Origin of the sequence: Pseudomonas sp. EA_65y_Pfl1_P113, from assembly GCF_963970525.1 — a bacterium.
GTDB lineage: Bacteria > Pseudomonadota > Gammaproteobacteria > Pseudomonadales > Pseudomonadaceae > Aquipseudomonas > Aquipseudomonas tritici.
Window position 1 is genome coordinate 1 of the sequence record NZ_CAXAQM010000051.1, and the last position, 15,912, is coordinate 15,912.

A 15,912-nucleotide genomic window follows, 5' to 3' on the forward strand; every position below is an offset into this window, starting at 1 on the left:
CTGCTCTCGCCGATCAAAGACGTACGGGCAGGAACGGTGGTGGATATCAAGCACAAGAAATAACGGAATGTCGCATCCTGAACGGTTCACCTTTTTTTGAATAGGTGGGGTTTATGGATCAGTTACGATCATTACATTGATATTGGTGTTGACCCTTGGAAGTGGATTCCTCTTCAGCTTTCAGAGGCCATCCTCGAAATCAACAATAACACTGAGTATGCGAAAAACAATCTCAAAAACACTTTAGAATCAGAAATTAGTAGTGCGGGAGTGGCGCAACTACCTGCCAAGGTCACTCCTTCTGAGAAGGTTACTAACAACTCGATATCCGCACTCAACGGCCTTATACAAAAAAGAAATGAGGCTATTCAAGAGAACAAGGCCGTATTGGCAAAGCTACCAAAAAGACAGTATGGCAGGAGTGTCAAAGCGATTGTTGATGAGGTCATGCCTATCACTAATAATGTTGATAGCGATGCAATGAATCGAATGATTGATCTAGAGCTTGCCTGGCTTGTCTCGACGCGTAACATTGAAATACATGCGACAGCCATTCAACTGCTTCACGAAAAACTAGACCAATGGCAGGCGATCAAAGAAAAACAACAACGGGATGTTGCTGCCGCAAAAGCCGCTGCCGACAAAGCTATTGCTGATGCCGCCGCAAAAGCGAAACTGGCGGCTGATGAGCAAACAAAATATGAAGACGCCATTAAAGCCACTGCTAGTTTTTATGAAGCACTGGGTGCAAAATTTGGTGATAAGGCGAAAACGCTAGCAAAAGAACTCGAAGAAGGTGCGAAAGGCACGTCAATCCGAAGCGCGGATGAAGCACTGAAAGCTTTTGATAAGTACAAAGATGTTCTAAATAAGAAATTCAATAGCAAGGAAAGGGAGGCAGCGGCTAAATACATCGCCTCGATGGATTTTGAGGCCATTGGAAAGGCAACAGCCAAGTTCAGCAAAGGATTCGGATATGTGGGCCATGCATTCAATGCTAAAGATGTCTATATAGAATTTGGCAAATCTCAAGCATCGGGTGACTGGAATCCATTTTTCGTTAAGCTTGAAACAGTTGGACTTGGCATGGCAGCAACCGCATTGGTTGCAGCTATGTTTGGATTTGCAGCGGTAACACCAGTAGGGATATTGGGATTTTCCGCTTTGATGGCTGTATCAGGTGCAGCTATTGACGACAAGTTAGTGGAAAGCATCAATAAATTTATTATGCAACTTTAGAGACAAAGCGCCGCCTTATGGGCGGCGCCGCTTAATACATAAAATCGCCATACATATGATGCCAAGAGGAATAGCAAAAACAAAACAAAACAAGCAATAAAGAATTAACCCCCCGTTGTATGCTGCCGTTCTCAATGCATTCGTTTCCCAGAACTCTTTAGTCGTATACCGGAGAGCGATATTTTCAACTAGGCATTTTGAAAACGGAAACAGCAGGGCATTTATAAAGAGCGTAATCGGATGTATTAGTATTTCATTAGAAAATCTGAATGAGTGCTGTTCAAAGTCATAAACAGCAAGAAAAAAAATTAGAGCACCCCAAAAAAAATTGTATAAGTAGTATTTTCTATCCATCACCTTCTCACTTGTTAACATTCATATAACCTACTTTTAACCTCTAGTAAAATTCAAGCTAAATATTCTGTGCCTAATCCATTCGGCAATCGCCTCTCTTATCGCACCAATGCCAAGATTCCTGCATCAATTGGCGCTCTTTTAACCCAATCTATTTATCAAAAAATGCGTAACTCTCCACCCTAGTGGCCTGAGCGGTTAATTCACTTTCCTACAAGCGACGATATACTATGCGCCCAATGTCATGGATTGGTTATACGTATGCCTCGGCCAGCTTCTCCCTTCGCTTTAACGCCTTCTGATCTCATTACCCTGCAAGGTTGGATGAGGATGAGTACGCTGGGACAGGCCCTTGTTGAGCGGGCTCGCATCCTGCTTCTGTTGGCTGATGGAATGACACCCAAGGCCGTCAGCGACCAGTTGCAGATCACACGGCCGACGGTATTCAAGTGGCGAAAGCGCTATCTGGAAGCTGGGATTGAAGGGCTGAAGGATCTGCCGCGCAGCGGTCAGCCACTCAAGCTTGGGCCGGAAAAAATCAACGAAATTCTCACGCTGACGACCCAGCGCGTCCCCAAGGAGGCTACTCACTGGAGCGTTCGCTTGATGGCCAAATATGCTCGGGTCACCACGTGGCAGGTTCGACAGCTCTGGGCGGCTTCCGACCTCAAACCCCATCGTCTGAAGACCTTCAAGATCAGCAATGATCCCCATTTCGCCGACAAGGTGGTCGATGTGGTTGGGCTCTATCTGAACCCGCCGGATAACGCGCTGGTGCTGTCGGTTGACGAGAAAACTCAGATCCAGGCTTTGGATCGCACTCAACCGATGTTACCACTGCGCCCAGGTCAGATCGAACGCCGCACGCACGACTATAAGCGCCATGGAACAGCGAGCTTGTACGCGGCATTCGACATCATGACCGGCCAAGTCATCGGACGGATTACCCAGCGCCATCGCGCCAAGGAGTTTCTGGCCTTTCTGCAACAGATCAATCGCAACACGCCAGCCGGACTGGATTTGCATGTGATTCTGGATAACAGCTCAACCCACAAAACTGCCGCCATCAAGCAGTGGCTGGAAAAGCATCCACGCTTCAAATTGCACTTCACCCCGACCAGCGCATCCTGGCTGAACGCCGTGGAGGGCTGGTTTGCACAACTGGAAAGACGAGCGCTGTACCGGGGCGCCTTCACCAGCGTGGCCGATTTGAAAACAGCTATCCGTCAATTTATCGAAGCTCATAACGAGCACTCAGCCAAACCCTTTAAATGGAACAAAACGGCTGAGGCCATCATCAGTTCGGTGCATAAAGCAAAGCTGAGCGTGATCAAAAATAAGTTAATTGATTAACCGCTCAGGCCACTAGCTTACAACATGTTTGTCATAAGAATCACATGGGACAGATTTTCGCCCAAGGACAGCCCTCCATTAGGCTCGCCATCAAAGGGCGACCTGCGGTTTCGCCACGCATGGAGTACACCCCTATTCCAGCCGCAAAAAATTTAACCCCTCCCCCATCAAAGTCAGCCGCTATAGCGGCAAGGACGAACTCGCATGAAAAAAATGTACTGGATCCTCCGCGCCGCTTTGCACATGCGCAGCCTGATGGGGTGGTGGAAACCGAAAGACCTGGCCTTCTGCTGGGAAACCGGCGCCGTGATCTATGACAACTACGAGTACGACGGGCGCCTCAATGAAATCGGCGATCCTGCCGATGAGATTGCCGAAGAGCTCAGCTGCTGGGGAGACTGATCATGACCGATTACACCGAACTGAAGCGTCTGGCTGAAGCTGCGACCCCGCAAGAGTTCGATACAGCCGAAGAGAAATCCGGAAATGGCTATATCGAATGCCCGCATTGCGGAGGGAGTGGTGAAGTAGAGCTTGAAGCGGACTATTGCAACTATGACGGCGTAGCAATTGGCGTCCAGTTTTACGGAATCGGCCATGAGTTTGGTGCGGCCGAGGCGTACTACCGAGCCGCCAACCCTGCCACAGTCCTGGCCCTGATTGCCGAGAACGAAGCGTTGCGCAAGGAAAGAGACAGCATACGCGAAGACCGCGACGGCCTACTCGAAGCAGGAGCACACCTACTATGATCGCCAACCTCTGGTTCGCCTACGTGTTCATCTACAAGGTGGGAAGGTCATGAAGGCGCGCATCGAGAAGAAGCTGAGCAAGCGCCTTGTACGCCTGCACCCATCCCTTTACCACCGGAACTCATGGATCGACAAGGATGAGCCGTCCGAACTGGCCTATGAACAAAACACGAGGGTGAGCCATGTGCTTTCTGTTGGTGGAGGCACGGACTATTGGGGCGATGGCCAGGACACTTACACCGTTTGGGCTGACTGGAAATCGAACTGGATGTGGCACGGATCTTTCGCTGAGTACCCGCATGGTCACGACCTTGCGCACTACCCAAACACTGAAGGCTTTAGACCGACAACCCGAAACCTGCTGAAGCTGGCCGCCGACTGCGAGCTGGCATCGAAAGTAAAGCCCTAACCCCAATCCCCCTACATGCCTGCCGGTGAGCGGCGGGCGAGGTATTCCCATGTCCGAAAGAATTCCGTGTAGCGAGTACGACGCCGAGAAGGTGCGCTGCCTCAGCGGGTTTCCTGTTTTGCATTCGGTATGCCACGGCGCTCCCTCCGGGTGTCCGACCTGCGGCGTGCCAGGGACCGCCCCTATGTGCATGCGTGAAGACCTGCCTGCGCACTTGATTCGTCCTGACGGCATGCCGATCGGCTGGCCGAACAAATAACCACCTTCTGCCGCCCAGCGCGGCAAGGACACCCCATGTTCGCTATGAAACTCACCCTGATTGTACTGGGCGCTTTGCTGTACCTGGCTGGAACACTCGTCTGGTTCTTCTGGCTCGGGCCTGAGCTTGTGGTCACCGGCACTACCGAGGCATTGCTCTACGCCTTCGCCGGCACCTGCGGCTGGCTCCTGGTCAGCTTTGGCCTGGCCATTCACATCATAAAGACAGCGCGGCCCACGGCCGGCGGGAGGTAGCTATGCGAAAGGAACTCATCAAAATCAGCGAATTCCAGCGTCGCCGTTGGGGGGAAAACGGCACACCACCCTGCCCCCAGGCAATTCGCAATCACATCCGCAACGGCATGGTGCCGGGCGAGCAAATCGGGAAACTCTGGTACGTTGATTGGGCTGCGTTCAACTCGTCCAACGGTAACGACCTTGTCGCAATGGTATTGAAAGGAGCTGCATGATGTCGCCACGGCCGCGCAACACTGCGAACAAGAGCCTTCCGCAGAACCTGTACTTCGACGCGCGGCGCGGAACATATCGCTACCGGCGCCCTACCGACGGGAAGTTCTTCCCGTTCGGCCCGGATCGAGTGAAAGCCATCGACGCAGCTAAGCAGTTGAACCTCGAGTTCATGCGTGGCGCTGACCTGGTGGGCGCAGTGATGTCCAACCCGTCTGACAGCTTCGAGGGTTTCCTCGACAAATATGAAGCTGAGGTTCTGCCGCCCAGGGAGCTTGCGAAAGGCACTCTTGGCCTATACGCGGTTCACTTTCGGCGGTTCAGGAAGTGGTTTGAAGGAAAGACAGTAGATCAGATCACCATTCGCATGATCGCCACCGAGCTGGATGGGCTCACCCCGCGCTCGGCCAACCAATGCCGCGCCCTGTTGACCGACATTTTCAACCACGCCGCAGCCAAGGGCCTGTGCCCGGACAACCCAGCGGCCAGCACCATCAACCGGATCGAGAAGAAACAGCGCAAGCGGCACACCGTTGAGGGCCTGAAGGCCATTAGGGAGAAGTCGCCGGCGTGGCTACAGAACGCCATCGACCTGGCGCTGATCACCGCTCAACGGCGGACCGACATCCTGGACATGCGTTTCGATGGGGTTCGGGAAGGCTTTCTGTATGTTGTGCAGAAGAAAACCGCCAAGGCAACAGACGCGGCCTGGATTCGGTTCAGGGTCACGCCGGAGTTGCAGGCGGTAATCAGCCGGTGCCGCGATGATGTGGTTTCACCATACCTGGTACACCGCAAGCCGGATCGTCTGAAACAGAAGCAGGCACAGACAAAGGACCACTGGACGAAGATCGAGGAACGGTATTTGACGCGAGCATTCAAGGAGGCCAGAGAGGCGGCGAACTGCTACGCGGGATGGAAGGAGGGAGAGATGCCAGGCTTCCATGAAGTGCGGGCGCTGTCGCTGCACCTGTACAAGAAAGCCGGAAAGGATGGGCAGAAGATCGCAGGCCATGCGAGCGAGGGCATGACCAAAAACTACCAGCGAGACCATGAGGAAATCATCTGGTCCGAGGCAGTTCCGGACCTGAATATCAGCGAAATCACTGGGTAGTTTTGCGCAAGTTTTGCGCGGGTTTTGCGCAGGCACAAAAAAGCCGATCCATCCGATCGGCTTAAGTGTCTGATTTTACTCAGGAATAATGGTCGGGACGGAGTGATTCGAACACTCGACCCCTAGCACCCCATGCTAGTGCGCTACCGGACTGCGCTACGCCCCGACTAGGCGTGTTACTGGGTTTGCTTCCTAACGAAGCGAACCGGAATATACCGCAAGCTTTTGAAATGTGGAAGTATTTTAAAAGCCGGAATTACTTCTTCAAAACCACCAGTACATCTTCGAGTTCGGAGATCATCTGGCGGATCATTTGCTTGTATTGCGTAGTGTCGTCTTTGGCTTCATCACCGGACATACGCTGGCGAGCGCCGCTGATGGTGAACCCCTGATCGTACAGCAACGCGCGGATCTGTCGGATCATCAGCACATCCTGGCGCTGATAATACCGACGGTTACCTGTGCGCTTGACGGGGTTGAGTTGAGGAAACTCCTGCTCCCAATAGCGCAAAACGTGCGGTTTTACCGCACAGAGCTCGCTGACTTCACCAATGGTGAAGTAGCGTTTGCCTGGGATGACGGGTAGCTCGTCGTTATGACTTGGTTCCAGCATAAGCCTCAACTCGGGCCTTCAACTTCTGCCCTGGACGAAAGGTGACCACACGGCGAGCCGTGATCGGGATTTCTTCTCCCGTTTTTGGATTGCGGCCAGGCCGCTGGCGTTTGTCCCGCAGGTCAAAATTGCCGAAACCGGACAATTTGACCTGTTCGTTGTCTTCCAGAGCGTGTCTGATTTCTTCAAAAAACAGCTCGACCAATTCCTTGGCCTCGCGCTTGTTCAGACCCAACTCTTCGTACAGACGTTCCGCCATCTCAGCTTTCGTCAAAGCCCCCATACGTCACTTCCTTAACGTGGCGTTCAACCTTTGTTCGAGCGAGGTGAGGATATTTTGTGTCGTGGTATTCACCTCATCGTCATTAAGAGTGCGCGATGGATGCTGCCAGGTCAAGCCAACTGCAAGGCTTTTTCTATGCGGATCAATGCCTTTACCCTGATAGACGTCAAATAGCCTGAGGTCTGTGAGCCATTCCCCTGCATTTTCACGGATCACATCCAGAACGGCAGTGGCGGCCACTTCACGGTCGGCGATCAGCGCCAGGTCGCGGCGCACTTCAGGGAGGCGCGACAACTCGCAGAATTTAGGCATTTTGCCCGAAGCAACTTCAGCCAGAACCAGCTCAAACACAAAGACCGGACGGTCCAAGCCGAGGGTTTTCGACAGTTCAGGGTGAATGGCACCAACGAAACCTACCAGGCGCCCTTCACGCTCGATGCGTGCCGTCTGGCCCGGGTGCAGCGCTGGGTGGCTGCCAGGCAGGAAAGTGAAGGCATCCAGCGCACCCGCAAAGCCCAGCACTGCTTCCACGTCAGCCTTGACGTCGAAGAAGTCCACGGCGTCGCGGCCCTGCGCCCAACCTTCCGGCAGACGGCTGCCGCAGACCACGCCAGCCAGCATCGGCTCTTGCTTCAGGCCGTCCAACTGACCGACAAAACGCAGGCCGCTTTCGAACATGCGCACGCGGTCTTGCTGACGGTTCAGGTTATGGGAAAGGGCTTTCACAAGGCCTGGCCACAATGACGAGCGCATGGCAGCCATGTCGTTCGAAATCGGGTTAGCCAGCAACAGTGGCTCGACGCCCGGGTTGAACAGTTCAAACTGCTTTGGATCGATGAAGCTGTAGGTCACCGCTTCCTGGTAGCCACGGGCAACCAGCAGGCGACGCAGCTCAGGCAGGTGCGCACGCGCCTCAGCCTTGGGCTGCGGTGCCAGGCGCGCTTGCGGGTAACGAACCGGCAGACGGTTGTAGCCGTACAGGCGGGCCAGTTCTTCGATCAGGTCGACTTCCAGGCTGATGTCGAAGCGGTGGCTTGGCACCTCAACGGTCCACTGCCCTTCCCCGCTCGAGGAAATACCCAGGCCGAGGGCCGACAGCAACTGCTCGATTTCAGCCGGCGCGATTACCAGGCCGAGCATTTGCTCAACGCTCTTGGCGCGCAGGGTGATCGGGGCAACGGACGGCAAGTACTGCTCGTTGACGGTTTCGGTGATCGGGCCGGCTTCGCCACCGGTGATTTCCAGCAGCAGGCCAGTGGCGCGCTCCATGGCTTCACGGGCGAGTTTCCAGTCCACACCACGCTCGTAGCGGTGCGAGGCATCGGTGTGCAGGCCGTAGGAACGAGCCTTGCCAGCGATAACGATCTGGTCGAAGAACGCACTTTCAAGAAATACGTCACGGGTGGTCTCGGACACACCGCTGTGCTCGCCCCCCATCACGCCGGCGATCGCCAGGGCGCGGGAGTGGTCGGCAATCACTAGGGTGTCGGCACGCAGGCTGACTTCCTGACCGTCGAGCAGAACCAGCTTCTCGCCTTCTTCAGCCATGCGAACACGGATGCCGCCGTTGATTTCGGCGAGATCGAAGGCGTGCAGCGGCTGGCCCAGCTCAAGCATCACATAGTTGGTGATGTCGACGGCAGCGTCGATGCTGCGTACGTCGGCCCGACGCAGACGCTCAACCATCCACAGCGGGGTTGGCTTGGACAGGTCGACGTTGCGGATCACACGCCCCAGGTAACGTGGGCAGGCGTTTGGCGCCAGCACTTCGATCGGGCGCACCTCTTCATGAACGGCAGCCACGGCTGCAACCACTGGGCGGGTGACCGGGGCGTTGTACAACGCGCCCACTTCACGGGCCAGGCCGGCGAGGGACAGGCAGTCGCCACGGTTCGGGGTCAGGTCGACCTCAATGCTGGCGTCTTCCAATTCCAGGTAAACACGGATGTCCTGGCCCACTGGTGCGTCGGCCGGCAATTCCATCAGACCATCATTGCCCTCACCTACTTGCAGTTCTGCCTGGGAGCACAGCATGCCGTTGGACTCAACGCCACGCAGCTTGGCCTTCTTGATCTTGAAGTCGCCCGGCAGCTCAGCACCGATCATGGCAAACGGGATCTTCAGGCCCGGGCGCACGTTTGGCGCTCCGCACACGACCTGGAAGGTTTGCGCGCCATTGCTGACCTGGCACACACGCAATTTATCGGCATCAGGGTGCTGCTCGGTGCTCAGCACCTCGCCCACTACCACACCGCTGAAAACACCGGCGGCCGGCGTAACGCTATCGACCTCAAGACCGGCCATCGACAGACGAGCAACCAGCTCATCGCGATCTACCTGCGGGCTTACCCAGCCGCGCAGCCATTGTTCACTGAATTTCATCCTGCTCTCCTAAAGATTCGTTACGACTAGCGAAATTGCGCGAGGAACCGCAAGTCGTTGTCGAAGAACAGACGCAAGTCGTTCACGCCGTAACGCAGCATGGCCAGACGCTCAACGCCCATACCGAAGGCAAAGCCCGAGAACTCTTCCGGATCGATGCCGGACATGCGCAGCACATTGGGGTGAACCATGCCGCAGCCCATCACTTCCAGCCAGCCAGTCTGCTTGCAGACGCGGCAGCCTTTACCGCTGCACATCACGCATTCCATGTCGACTTCAGCGGACGGCTCGGTGAACGGGAAGAACGATGGACGGAAACGCACCGCCAGTTCCTTCTCGAAGAACACGCGAAGGAATTCTTCGATGGTGCCTTTGAGGTCGGCGAAGTTGATGTCGCGATCAACAAGCAGGCCTTCGACCTGGTGGAACATCGGCGAATGGGTGATATCCGAGTCGCTACGGTACACACGGCCTGGGCAGACAATGCGGATCGGCGGCTTGTTCGCTTCCATGGTGCGGACCTGTACCGGCGAGGTATGGGTGCGCAACAGCATGTTCGCGTTGAAGTAGAAGGTGTCGTGCATCGACCGGGCCGGGTGATGGCCTGGGATGTTGAGCGCCTCGAAGTTGTGATAGTCGTCTTCGACCTCAGGGCCTTCGGCAATGCCGTAGCCGATATGGGTGAAGAACTGCTCGATACGCTCCAGAGTCCGGGTGATCGGATGCAGACCGCCCGAGGCCTGGCCGCGGCCTGGCAGGGTGACATCAATGGACTCGGCCGCGAGTTTGGCCGCAAGATCGGCCTCCTCGAGCGACGCCTTGCGCGCATTGAGAACCTCTGTGACACGCTCCTTGGCGACGTTGATGAGCGCGCCGACTTGCGGGCGCTCTTCAGCCGGCAAATTCCCCAGGGTCTTCATCACCTGAGTCAATTCACCCTTTTTGCCAAGGTAGTGAACCCGGATTTGCTCCAGGGCATTGATATCTTCAGCGCTTTGCACAGCCTCAAGAGCTTGAGCGACGAGCGCGTCCAGGTTTTCCATGTACAGACTCCAGATACAAAATAGGGGAAGAGCTTGAAGGCTCTTCCCCTATTTATGACGTTTACCACCTAGGGCTGCAGGAGCAACCCAGGGTGACTGTCGGGGGTACTTAAGCCAAGGTGGCTTTAGCTTTCTCGACAATCGCAGCAAACACCGCTTTTTCGTTCACGGCCAGTTCAGCCAGAACCTTACGGTCGATTTCGATGGACGCTTTTTTCAGGCCAGCGATGAAACGGCTGTAGGACAGACCGTTAACACGTGCACCAGCGTTGATACGAGCGATCCACAGAGCGCGGAACTGACGTTTTTTCTGACGACGGTCACGGTAGGCGTATTGGCCTGCCTTGATTACCGCTTGCTTGGCAACACGGAATACGCGTGACCGCGCGCCGTAGTAGCCTTTAGCGAGTTTCAGAATTTTTTTGTGACGTTTACGGGCAATGACGCCACGCTTTACACGAGCCATGAGTTACTTCCTCTATCTTGATCCAAAAATTAACGAAGGCGCAGCATGCGCTCGACTTTTGCCACGTCAGACGGATGCAGCAAGCTGCTACCGCGCAGTTGACGCTTACGCTTGGTCGACATTTTGGTCAGGATGTGGCTCTTGAAAGCGTGCTTGTGCTTGATACCGTTAGCAGTTTTCAGAAACCGCTTAGCAGCACCACTTTTAGTCTTCATCTTTGGCATGTTCGGATACTCCGCATTCAGTTGATAAACATAATCAGAAGGCCTGCCGTGCCCTGTTGATTACTTCTTCTTTTTCGGGGCGATGACCATGATCAGTTGGCGTCCTTCCATCTTAGGATGCTGTTCGACCGAACCGTACTCGAGCAGGTCAGCTTCAACCCGCTTGAGGAGTTCCATCCCCAGCTCCTGGTGGGCCATCTCACGGCCGCGGAATCGCAAGGATACCTTGGCCCTGTCCCCATCACTCAGGAAACGTACCAGGTTGCGCAGTTTTACCTGGTAATCCCCTTCCTCCGTCCCTGGACGAAACTTGATTTCTTTAACCTGGATCTGCTTCTGGTTTTTCTTGGCTGCGGCAACCTGCTTCTTCTTCTCGAAGATCGATTTGCCGTAGTCCATCAGCTTGCAGACAGGCGGTACAGCATCGGCGGAAATCTCCACCAAATCGAGCTTGGCTTCTTCAGCCTTAAGAAGCGCGTCTTCAATTGACACAATCCCAAGCTGCTCACCTTCAGCCCCAATTAACCGAACCTCACGTGCCGAGATATTCTCGTTGATCGGGGCTTTCGGTGCAGCTCGTTTATCTTGTCTCATTTCACGCTTAATAATAATTACTCCGAATCTGGGCGACCACGCCGGGAAACCGCTTGCGCGAGGAACTCAGCGAGCTGGGCGACGGGCATCGAGCCCAGGTCAGCACCTTCACGAGTACGCACAGCGACAGTCTGCATCTCGACTTCCCGATCTCCAATAACCAAAAGATAGGGAACCTTGAGCAAAGTATGCTCGCGGATTTTAAAGCCGATCTTTTCATTTCTCAAGTCGGACTTGGCACGAAATCCGCTTTCGTTGAGAGTTTTTTCAACTTCAGCGGCAAAATCTGCCTGTTTATCAGTGATATTCATGATCACTGCCTGGGTCGGAGCCAACCACGCGGGGAATGCACCCTCGTAGTGCTCGATCAGGATCCCGACGAAACGCTCGAACGAGCCGAGGATCGCCCGGTGCAGCATAACCGGGTGTTTACGGCTGTTGTCTTCGGAGACATATTCGGCTCCCAGACGGATCGGCAGGTTAAAATCGAGCTGCAGGGTACCACACTGCCAGACGCGGCCAAGGCAATCTTTCAGCGAGAACTCGATCTTCGGACCGTAGAACGCGCCTTCACCCGGCTGCAGATCGTACGCAAGGCCCGCGCTGTCGAGCGCTGCGGCCAGTGCCGCTTCGGCGCGATCCCACAGCTCGTCGGAGCCAACGCGTTTTTCCGGACGAGTGGACAGCTTCATTTCGACTTCGGTAAAGCCGAAATCTCGATAAACGTCCATGGTCAGCTTGATGAACGCAGCGGATTCAGCCTGCATCTGCTCTTCGGTGCAGAAGATGTGGGCATCGTCCTGAGTGAAGCCGCGCACGCGCATGATGCCGTGCAGCGCACCCGACGGCTCGTTACGGTGGCAAGCACCGAACTCGGCCAGGCGCATTGGCAACTCGCGGTAGCTCTTCAGGCCCTGGTTGAACACCTGCACGTGGCAAGGGCAGTTCATCGGCTTGATAGCGTAGTCGCGGTTTTCCGACTGCGTGGTGAACATATTGTCGGCGTAGTTGGCCCAGTGCCCGGATTTCTCCCACAGGCTACGGTCAACAACCTGAGGCGTCTTGATCTCCAGGTAGCCGTTCTCGCGCTGCACCTTGCGCATGTACTGTTCGAGCACCTGGTACAGGGTCCAGCCGTTCGGGTGCCAGAACACCATGCCCGGCGCCTCTTCCTGGAGGTGGAACAGGTTCAGGCGCTTGCCGATCTTGCGGTGGTCACGTTTCTCGGCTTCTTCGATGCGCTGGATGTAGGCAGCCAGCTGCTTCTTGTCAGCCCAGGCGGTGCCGTAGATCCGTTGCAACTGCTCGTTCTTGGCGTCGCCGCGCCAGTAGGCGCCGGACAATTTGGTCAGCTTGAACGACTTGAGGAAGCGCGTGTTCGGCACGTGCGGGCCGCGGCACATGTCGACATATTCTTCGTGGTAGTACAGGCCCATGGCCTGCTCGTCCGGCATGTCTTCCACCAGGCGCAATTTGTAGTCTTCGCCACGGGCGGTGAACACGTCGATCACGTCGGCGCGCGGCGTGACTTTCTTGATCACGTCGTAATCTTTTTCGATCAGCGCGTGCATGCGCTGCTCGATGGCTGCCAGGTCGTCCGGCGTAAAAGGACGCTCGTAGGCGATATCGTAATAGAAACCTTCGTCAATGACCGGGCCAATCACCATTTTCGCGGTGGGGTACAGCTGCTTGACCGCATGGCCAATCAGGTGAGCGCAAGAGTGGCGAATGATCTCAAGCCCCTCTTGATCCTTGGGCGTGATGATTTGCAGACTGGCATCGGAGGTGATCAGGTCGCTGGCGTCGACCAGCTTGCCGTCGACTTTGCCAGCCACAGTGGCCTTGGCCAGGCCAGCACCAATGGATGCGGCGACCTCAGCTACGGAAACCGAATGATCGAAAGAACGTTGACTGCCATCGGGAAGAGTAATAGTTGGCATGGCGCCTCCTCTCCTAGTGGTGACCCCTACCAAAGGTCACGTGGGTTGGGATGAGCCAGTACAAGATCCAACACCAGGCCGTTCAGTGATGAACGCCTGCCTCACAGCGGCAGGAGCCTTTCGGCCAACCGATAATCAGACCAGAGTGACTGGAGTGAGCTAAAAAGAACGTGGCAAGGCGGCAAATGGCGCGCCTGGAAATAGCCAGGCTGCGGATGCTAGCACAGATGAACGGTCATCGCGCCGCCGCCATCTTGCGTAAACACAAATTCCGGCCTTTATAGCTGCAAAAGTGAACTTGAGCTGTACGCAACGCCTCAAACCCACTGAGAATCGCCGTTCGTCCTCGACCCAAAGGAGCATCCTCATGATGCGTTTCACCTCTACCCTCGCTCTCGCCGCTTCCCTGACCCTCCTTTCTCTCGGCGCACAGGCAGCTGCCCCGTCGAACTGGCCAGCCGGTGCTCGCGACAGCTTCGTCAGCGATTGCAGCGCAGCTGCGAGCCAGAATGTGGATGCCAAAACTGCCAAAGCCCATTGCGAATGTGGCGCAGACAAGATCAACGCCGAATTGAGCACTGCGGAGATCAAGGAACTCATGACCAACCAGAACGCCAGCCCGGAGCTTAAAAACAAGGCAGTCGCGGCTATTTCGTCCTGCAAAGTCGTGAAGAAAAAGTAAGATTCTTGGCGGCTCACATGCCTGTTTCGCCGGAAAAATGGCCCGAAAACTGCCGTTTCTCACAAATTACGCAGCTTTTACGGCTTTTTTTACGAGCTGATATTTCGAGCTAAAGCCCCGTAAATCGGGGCTTTCAGCCGACCAAAGAATCAAACGCAACGCGATTGATTAGCAAACAATGCCTTGGGGGGGCTCCCAAGCCGAACATTTCGACTATGATAGCCCTGTGTGCCCAGTTGGCCTGAGCAGCACAGCACTACTGACAAATATATGTTTCTTGGAGATACACCATGTCTAATCGCCAAACCGGCACCGTTAAATGGTTCAACGATGAAAAAGGCTTCGGCTTCATCACTCCTCAAGGTGGCGGTGACGACCTGTTCGTACACTTCAAAGCTATCGAAAGCGACGGTTTCAAAAGCCTGAAAGAAGGCCAAACCGTTTCCTTCGTGGCCGAGAAAGGCCAAAAGGGTATGCAAGCGGCACAAGTTCGCGGCGAGTAATTCTCCGCTGAGCTAAAAAAACCCCGTCCATGTGACGGGGTTTTTTATGGGCGCTGCAAAAGCCAGCAGAGGCTTAGCCGCAATTGACCCGCGTGATCACCAGGTTGTCGTCGGTGCTCAGGTTCAAGCGGTCGGAGCGGTATTCGAGGGTAATCATGTCGTTCGGCTTGAGGATTCGTGCGTTCTGCGCACCGGCTCGCGTACGCGCCTGGTCCAGCAACTGGGGCGAAGCTTTCTGGCCTATGGTGAATTCGGCGGCCTTCGACTCACAGCGGCTGTAACCGGCACCGGCCGCGGCGGCGTCTTTGGCTGGCTCAGAGGCACCCGGGGTGCTGCAACCCGCCAACGCGAGTGCTGCCAACAAAGTACCGAATGATGCGAGCTTCCAAGGCATGAAGCCTCCTATGATAAAAAATGGACAGAGATCGTGCGACAGCGATTGGGCGGATTGGTTTCAAGACGTAAATCGCCGCAGGGCAAGTCTGCCTGACTCTCGACAGGCATTCGCCCGGTCAATCGTGACCAGATATGAATGAAATCAGTAGATGTCGATGTAGGCGAATTCTGGGTGTGGCCAGTTCTGTTTTAACGCGTTGAAAATCTGCGTCACCCAGACCTCGTCGCTGGCGGCCACATTGCCTACGTATCCGGAGCCTTTGGCCCAGGTCTCCAGGCGAAACAGCAGCCCGTCGATGTCCACACCGCCTACAGCGTGGCCTGAAGAGATAAAGGCGATTCCGGCTTTGGTCACCCGTAACTGGGTATGTTCGTCGTCGCTGGCACTGGCCAGCAGTTGGCGCACATTCGCCAGGGTCAGGTTCTCGGGGTTGTTCAGGTCGATCTGCACGTGGTGTTCCCCGGCAATTAAACAGGCCGACAGTGTCGCACAGCGCCGACGTCATTCCGAGCCACCTCATGCCTAAGTATCAGTGCCAAACGCAACGTAAAATGGTTAACTGCCCCGGTAAGAACCGCGCTCCAGCGCACTACACAGCACTTTTAGCCCCGCGAGATAGTCATGACCACCGTAACGCTCCAAGCCGACATCAAAGCCAAGTGGCCCCAGGGACAGAGCTCCTACAGCCCCGGAAGCCCGGAGGAATTGGCCATCATCGGTATCGACCTGCTGGTCAAGGAATTGGGCACACGGGCGGCGCAGGCGTTCATCGGCCAGGTATTCGAGAAATACCCGGCCGACCACATGGGGGCACACAACCCCGAGCGCGAATAAGAACCGG

The 15,912-nt window shown here is 55.4% G+C and carries 23 protein-coding genes and 1 tRNA gene; 12 read left to right on the forward strand and 12 right to left on the reverse strand.

From position 1 onward, the window contains the following. Positions 1-96: 96 nt before the first annotated feature. Positions 97-1,239, forward strand: a complete 1,143-nt coding sequence (locus AACY52_RS26725; RefSeq protein ID WP_339560982.1) for a colicin-like pore-forming protein — start codon at positions 97-99, stop codon at positions 1,237-1,239. A 15-nt stretch (positions 1,240-1,254) separates the two neighbouring features. Here the strand turns inward: AACY52_RS26725 and AACY52_RS32395 are convergent, their stop codons facing one another. Next, entirely contained in the window at positions 1,255-1,614 is a 360-nt protein-coding gene (locus tag AACY52_RS32395) for a colicin E1 family microcin immunity protein (protein WP_370468055.1), read from the reverse strand. 240 nt (positions 1,615-1,854) lie between these two features. Here AACY52_RS32395 and AACY52_RS26730 point away from each other — a divergent pair, with 240 nt between their 5' ends. From AACY52_RS26730 to AACY52_RS26765, 8 genes are all read left to right on the forward strand, one after another. After that, positions 1,855-2,946, forward strand: coding sequence for an IS630 family transposase (locus AACY52_RS26730; RefSeq protein WP_339439660.1), 1,092 nt, complete (start codon positions 1,855-1,857; stop codon positions 2,944-2,946). Between the two features lie 204 nt (positions 2,947-3,150). Next, positions 3,151-3,348, forward strand: a complete 198-nt coding sequence (locus AACY52_RS26735; protein WP_339560983.1) for a hypothetical protein — start codon at positions 3,151-3,153, stop codon at positions 3,346-3,348. Between the two features lie 2 nt (positions 3,349-3,350). Then, on the forward strand, positions 3,351-3,695 hold the full coding sequence (locus AACY52_RS26740) for a hypothetical protein (RefSeq protein WP_339560984.1): 345 nt from the start codon (positions 3,351-3,353) through the stop codon (positions 3,693-3,695). A gap of 49 nt (positions 3,696-3,744) precedes the next feature. Next, the gene (locus tag AACY52_RS26745) at positions 3,745-4,104 is read left to right on the forward strand and encodes a hypothetical protein (RefSeq protein WP_339560985.1); all 360 of its coding nucleotides are present in this window, start codon (positions 3,745-3,747) and stop codon (positions 4,102-4,104) included. A gap of 49 nt (positions 4,105-4,153) precedes the next feature. Next, on the forward strand, positions 4,154-4,363 hold the full coding sequence (locus AACY52_RS26750; protein WP_339560986.1) for a hypothetical protein: 210 nt from the start codon (positions 4,154-4,156) through the stop codon (positions 4,361-4,363). Positions 4,364-4,398: 35 nt separating this feature from the next. Further along, complete coding sequence (locus tag AACY52_RS26755; RefSeq protein WP_339560987.1) at positions 4,399-4,617, forward strand: hypothetical protein; 219 nt, start codon at positions 4,399-4,401, stop codon at positions 4,615-4,617. 2 nt (positions 4,618-4,619) lie between these two features. After that, a complete protein-coding gene (locus AACY52_RS26760; protein WP_034117610.1) occupies positions 4,620-4,832 on the forward strand; it encodes a hypothetical protein in 213 nt (70 codons plus the stop codon). Next, the gene (locus AACY52_RS26765; RefSeq protein WP_339560988.1) at positions 4,832-5,944 is read left to right on the forward strand and encodes a phage integrase Arm DNA-binding domain-containing protein; all 1,113 of its coding nucleotides are present in this window, start codon (positions 4,832-4,834) and stop codon (positions 5,942-5,944) included. Before AACY52_RS26760 ends, AACY52_RS26765 begins: the two co-directional genes overlap by 1 nt. 89 nt (positions 5,945-6,033) lie before the next feature. On the opposite strand, the gene AACY52_RS26770 is transcribed toward AACY52_RS26765, so the two are convergent. From AACY52_RS26770 to thrS, 9 genes are all read right to left on the reverse strand, one after another. Next, a tRNA-Pro gene (locus AACY52_RS26770) sits at positions 6,034-6,110 on the reverse strand. Positions 6,111-6,200: 90 nt separating this feature from the next. Then, the gene (locus AACY52_RS26775; protein WP_003219935.1) at positions 6,201-6,557 is read right to left on the reverse strand and encodes a MerR family transcriptional regulator; all 357 of its coding nucleotides are present in this window, start codon (positions 6,555-6,557) and stop codon (positions 6,201-6,203) included. Next, positions 6,538-6,840: an integration host factor subunit alpha gene (ihfA, locus tag AACY52_RS26780; protein WP_002553164.1), complete on the reverse strand. Its 303-nt coding sequence runs from the start codon at positions 6,838-6,840 to the stop codon at positions 6,538-6,540. The genes AACY52_RS26775 and ihfA overlap by 20 nt, the downstream gene beginning before the upstream one ends. A gap of 3 nt (positions 6,841-6,843) precedes the next feature. Continuing rightward, complete coding sequence (gene pheT, locus AACY52_RS26785) at positions 6,844-9,222, reverse strand: phenylalanine--tRNA ligase subunit beta (protein ID WP_339560989.1); 2,379 nt, start codon at positions 9,220-9,222, stop codon at positions 6,844-6,846. Positions 9,223-9,248: 26 nt separating this feature from the next. Continuing rightward, positions 9,249-10,265, reverse strand: coding sequence for a phenylalanine--tRNA ligase subunit alpha (gene pheS, locus AACY52_RS26790; protein ID WP_034099107.1), 1,017 nt, complete (start codon positions 10,263-10,265; stop codon positions 9,249-9,251). A gap of 109 nt (positions 10,266-10,374) precedes the next feature. Further along, the gene (rplT, locus tag AACY52_RS26795) at positions 10,375-10,731 is read right to left on the reverse strand and encodes a 50S ribosomal protein L20 (RefSeq protein ID WP_003174975.1); all 357 of its coding nucleotides are present in this window, start codon (positions 10,729-10,731) and stop codon (positions 10,375-10,377) included. 29 nt (positions 10,732-10,760) lie between these two features. After that, positions 10,761-10,955: a 50S ribosomal protein L35 gene (gene rpmI / locus AACY52_RS26800; RefSeq protein WP_002553160.1), complete on the reverse strand. Its 195-nt coding sequence runs from the start codon at positions 10,953-10,955 to the stop codon at positions 10,761-10,763. A 60-nt stretch (positions 10,956-11,015) separates the two neighbouring features. Then, positions 11,016-11,567 carry a translation initiation factor IF-3 gene (gene infC / locus AACY52_RS26805; protein WP_170947229.1) on the reverse strand — a complete coding sequence of 184 codons (552 nt, stop codon included), beginning with the start codon at positions 11,565-11,567 and terminating at the stop codon, positions 11,016-11,018. Next, the gene (gene thrS, locus AACY52_RS26810) at positions 11,567-13,489 is read right to left on the reverse strand and encodes a threonine--tRNA ligase (RefSeq protein ID WP_339420638.1); all 1,923 of its coding nucleotides are present in this window, start codon (positions 13,487-13,489) and stop codon (positions 11,567-11,569) included. The genes infC and thrS overlap by 1 nt, the downstream gene beginning before the upstream one ends. A 367-nt stretch (positions 13,490-13,856) precedes the next feature. On the opposite strand from thrS, the gene AACY52_RS26815 reads away from it, so the two are divergent. Both AACY52_RS26815 and AACY52_RS26820 read left to right on the forward strand, forming a co-directional pair. Further along, complete coding sequence (locus AACY52_RS26815; protein ID WP_015884935.1) at positions 13,857-14,171, forward strand: hypothetical protein; 315 nt, start codon at positions 13,857-13,859, stop codon at positions 14,169-14,171. 290 nt (positions 14,172-14,461) lie between these two features. After that, positions 14,462-14,674, forward strand: a complete 213-nt coding sequence (locus AACY52_RS26820) for a cold-shock protein (protein ID WP_003234260.1) — start codon at positions 14,462-14,464, stop codon at positions 14,672-14,674. A 73-nt stretch (positions 14,675-14,747) separates the two neighbouring features. On the opposite strand, the gene AACY52_RS26825 is transcribed toward AACY52_RS26820, so the two are convergent. Beyond that, positions 14,748-15,068, reverse strand: coding sequence for an I78 family peptidase inhibitor (locus AACY52_RS26825; protein WP_339420637.1), 321 nt, complete (start codon positions 15,066-15,068; stop codon positions 14,748-14,750). A 144-nt stretch (positions 15,069-15,212) separates the two neighbouring features. Beyond that, positions 15,213-15,521, reverse strand: a complete 309-nt coding sequence (locus AACY52_RS26830; protein WP_339420636.1) for a hypothetical protein — start codon at positions 15,519-15,521, stop codon at positions 15,213-15,215. Positions 15,522-15,692: 171 nt separating this feature from the next. Here AACY52_RS26830 and AACY52_RS26835 point away from each other — a divergent pair, with 171 nt between their 5' ends. Next, complete coding sequence (locus tag AACY52_RS26835) at positions 15,693-15,905, forward strand: hypothetical protein (RefSeq protein WP_106580534.1); 213 nt, start codon at positions 15,693-15,695, stop codon at positions 15,903-15,905. Positions 15,906-15,912 lie beyond the last annotated feature (7 nt).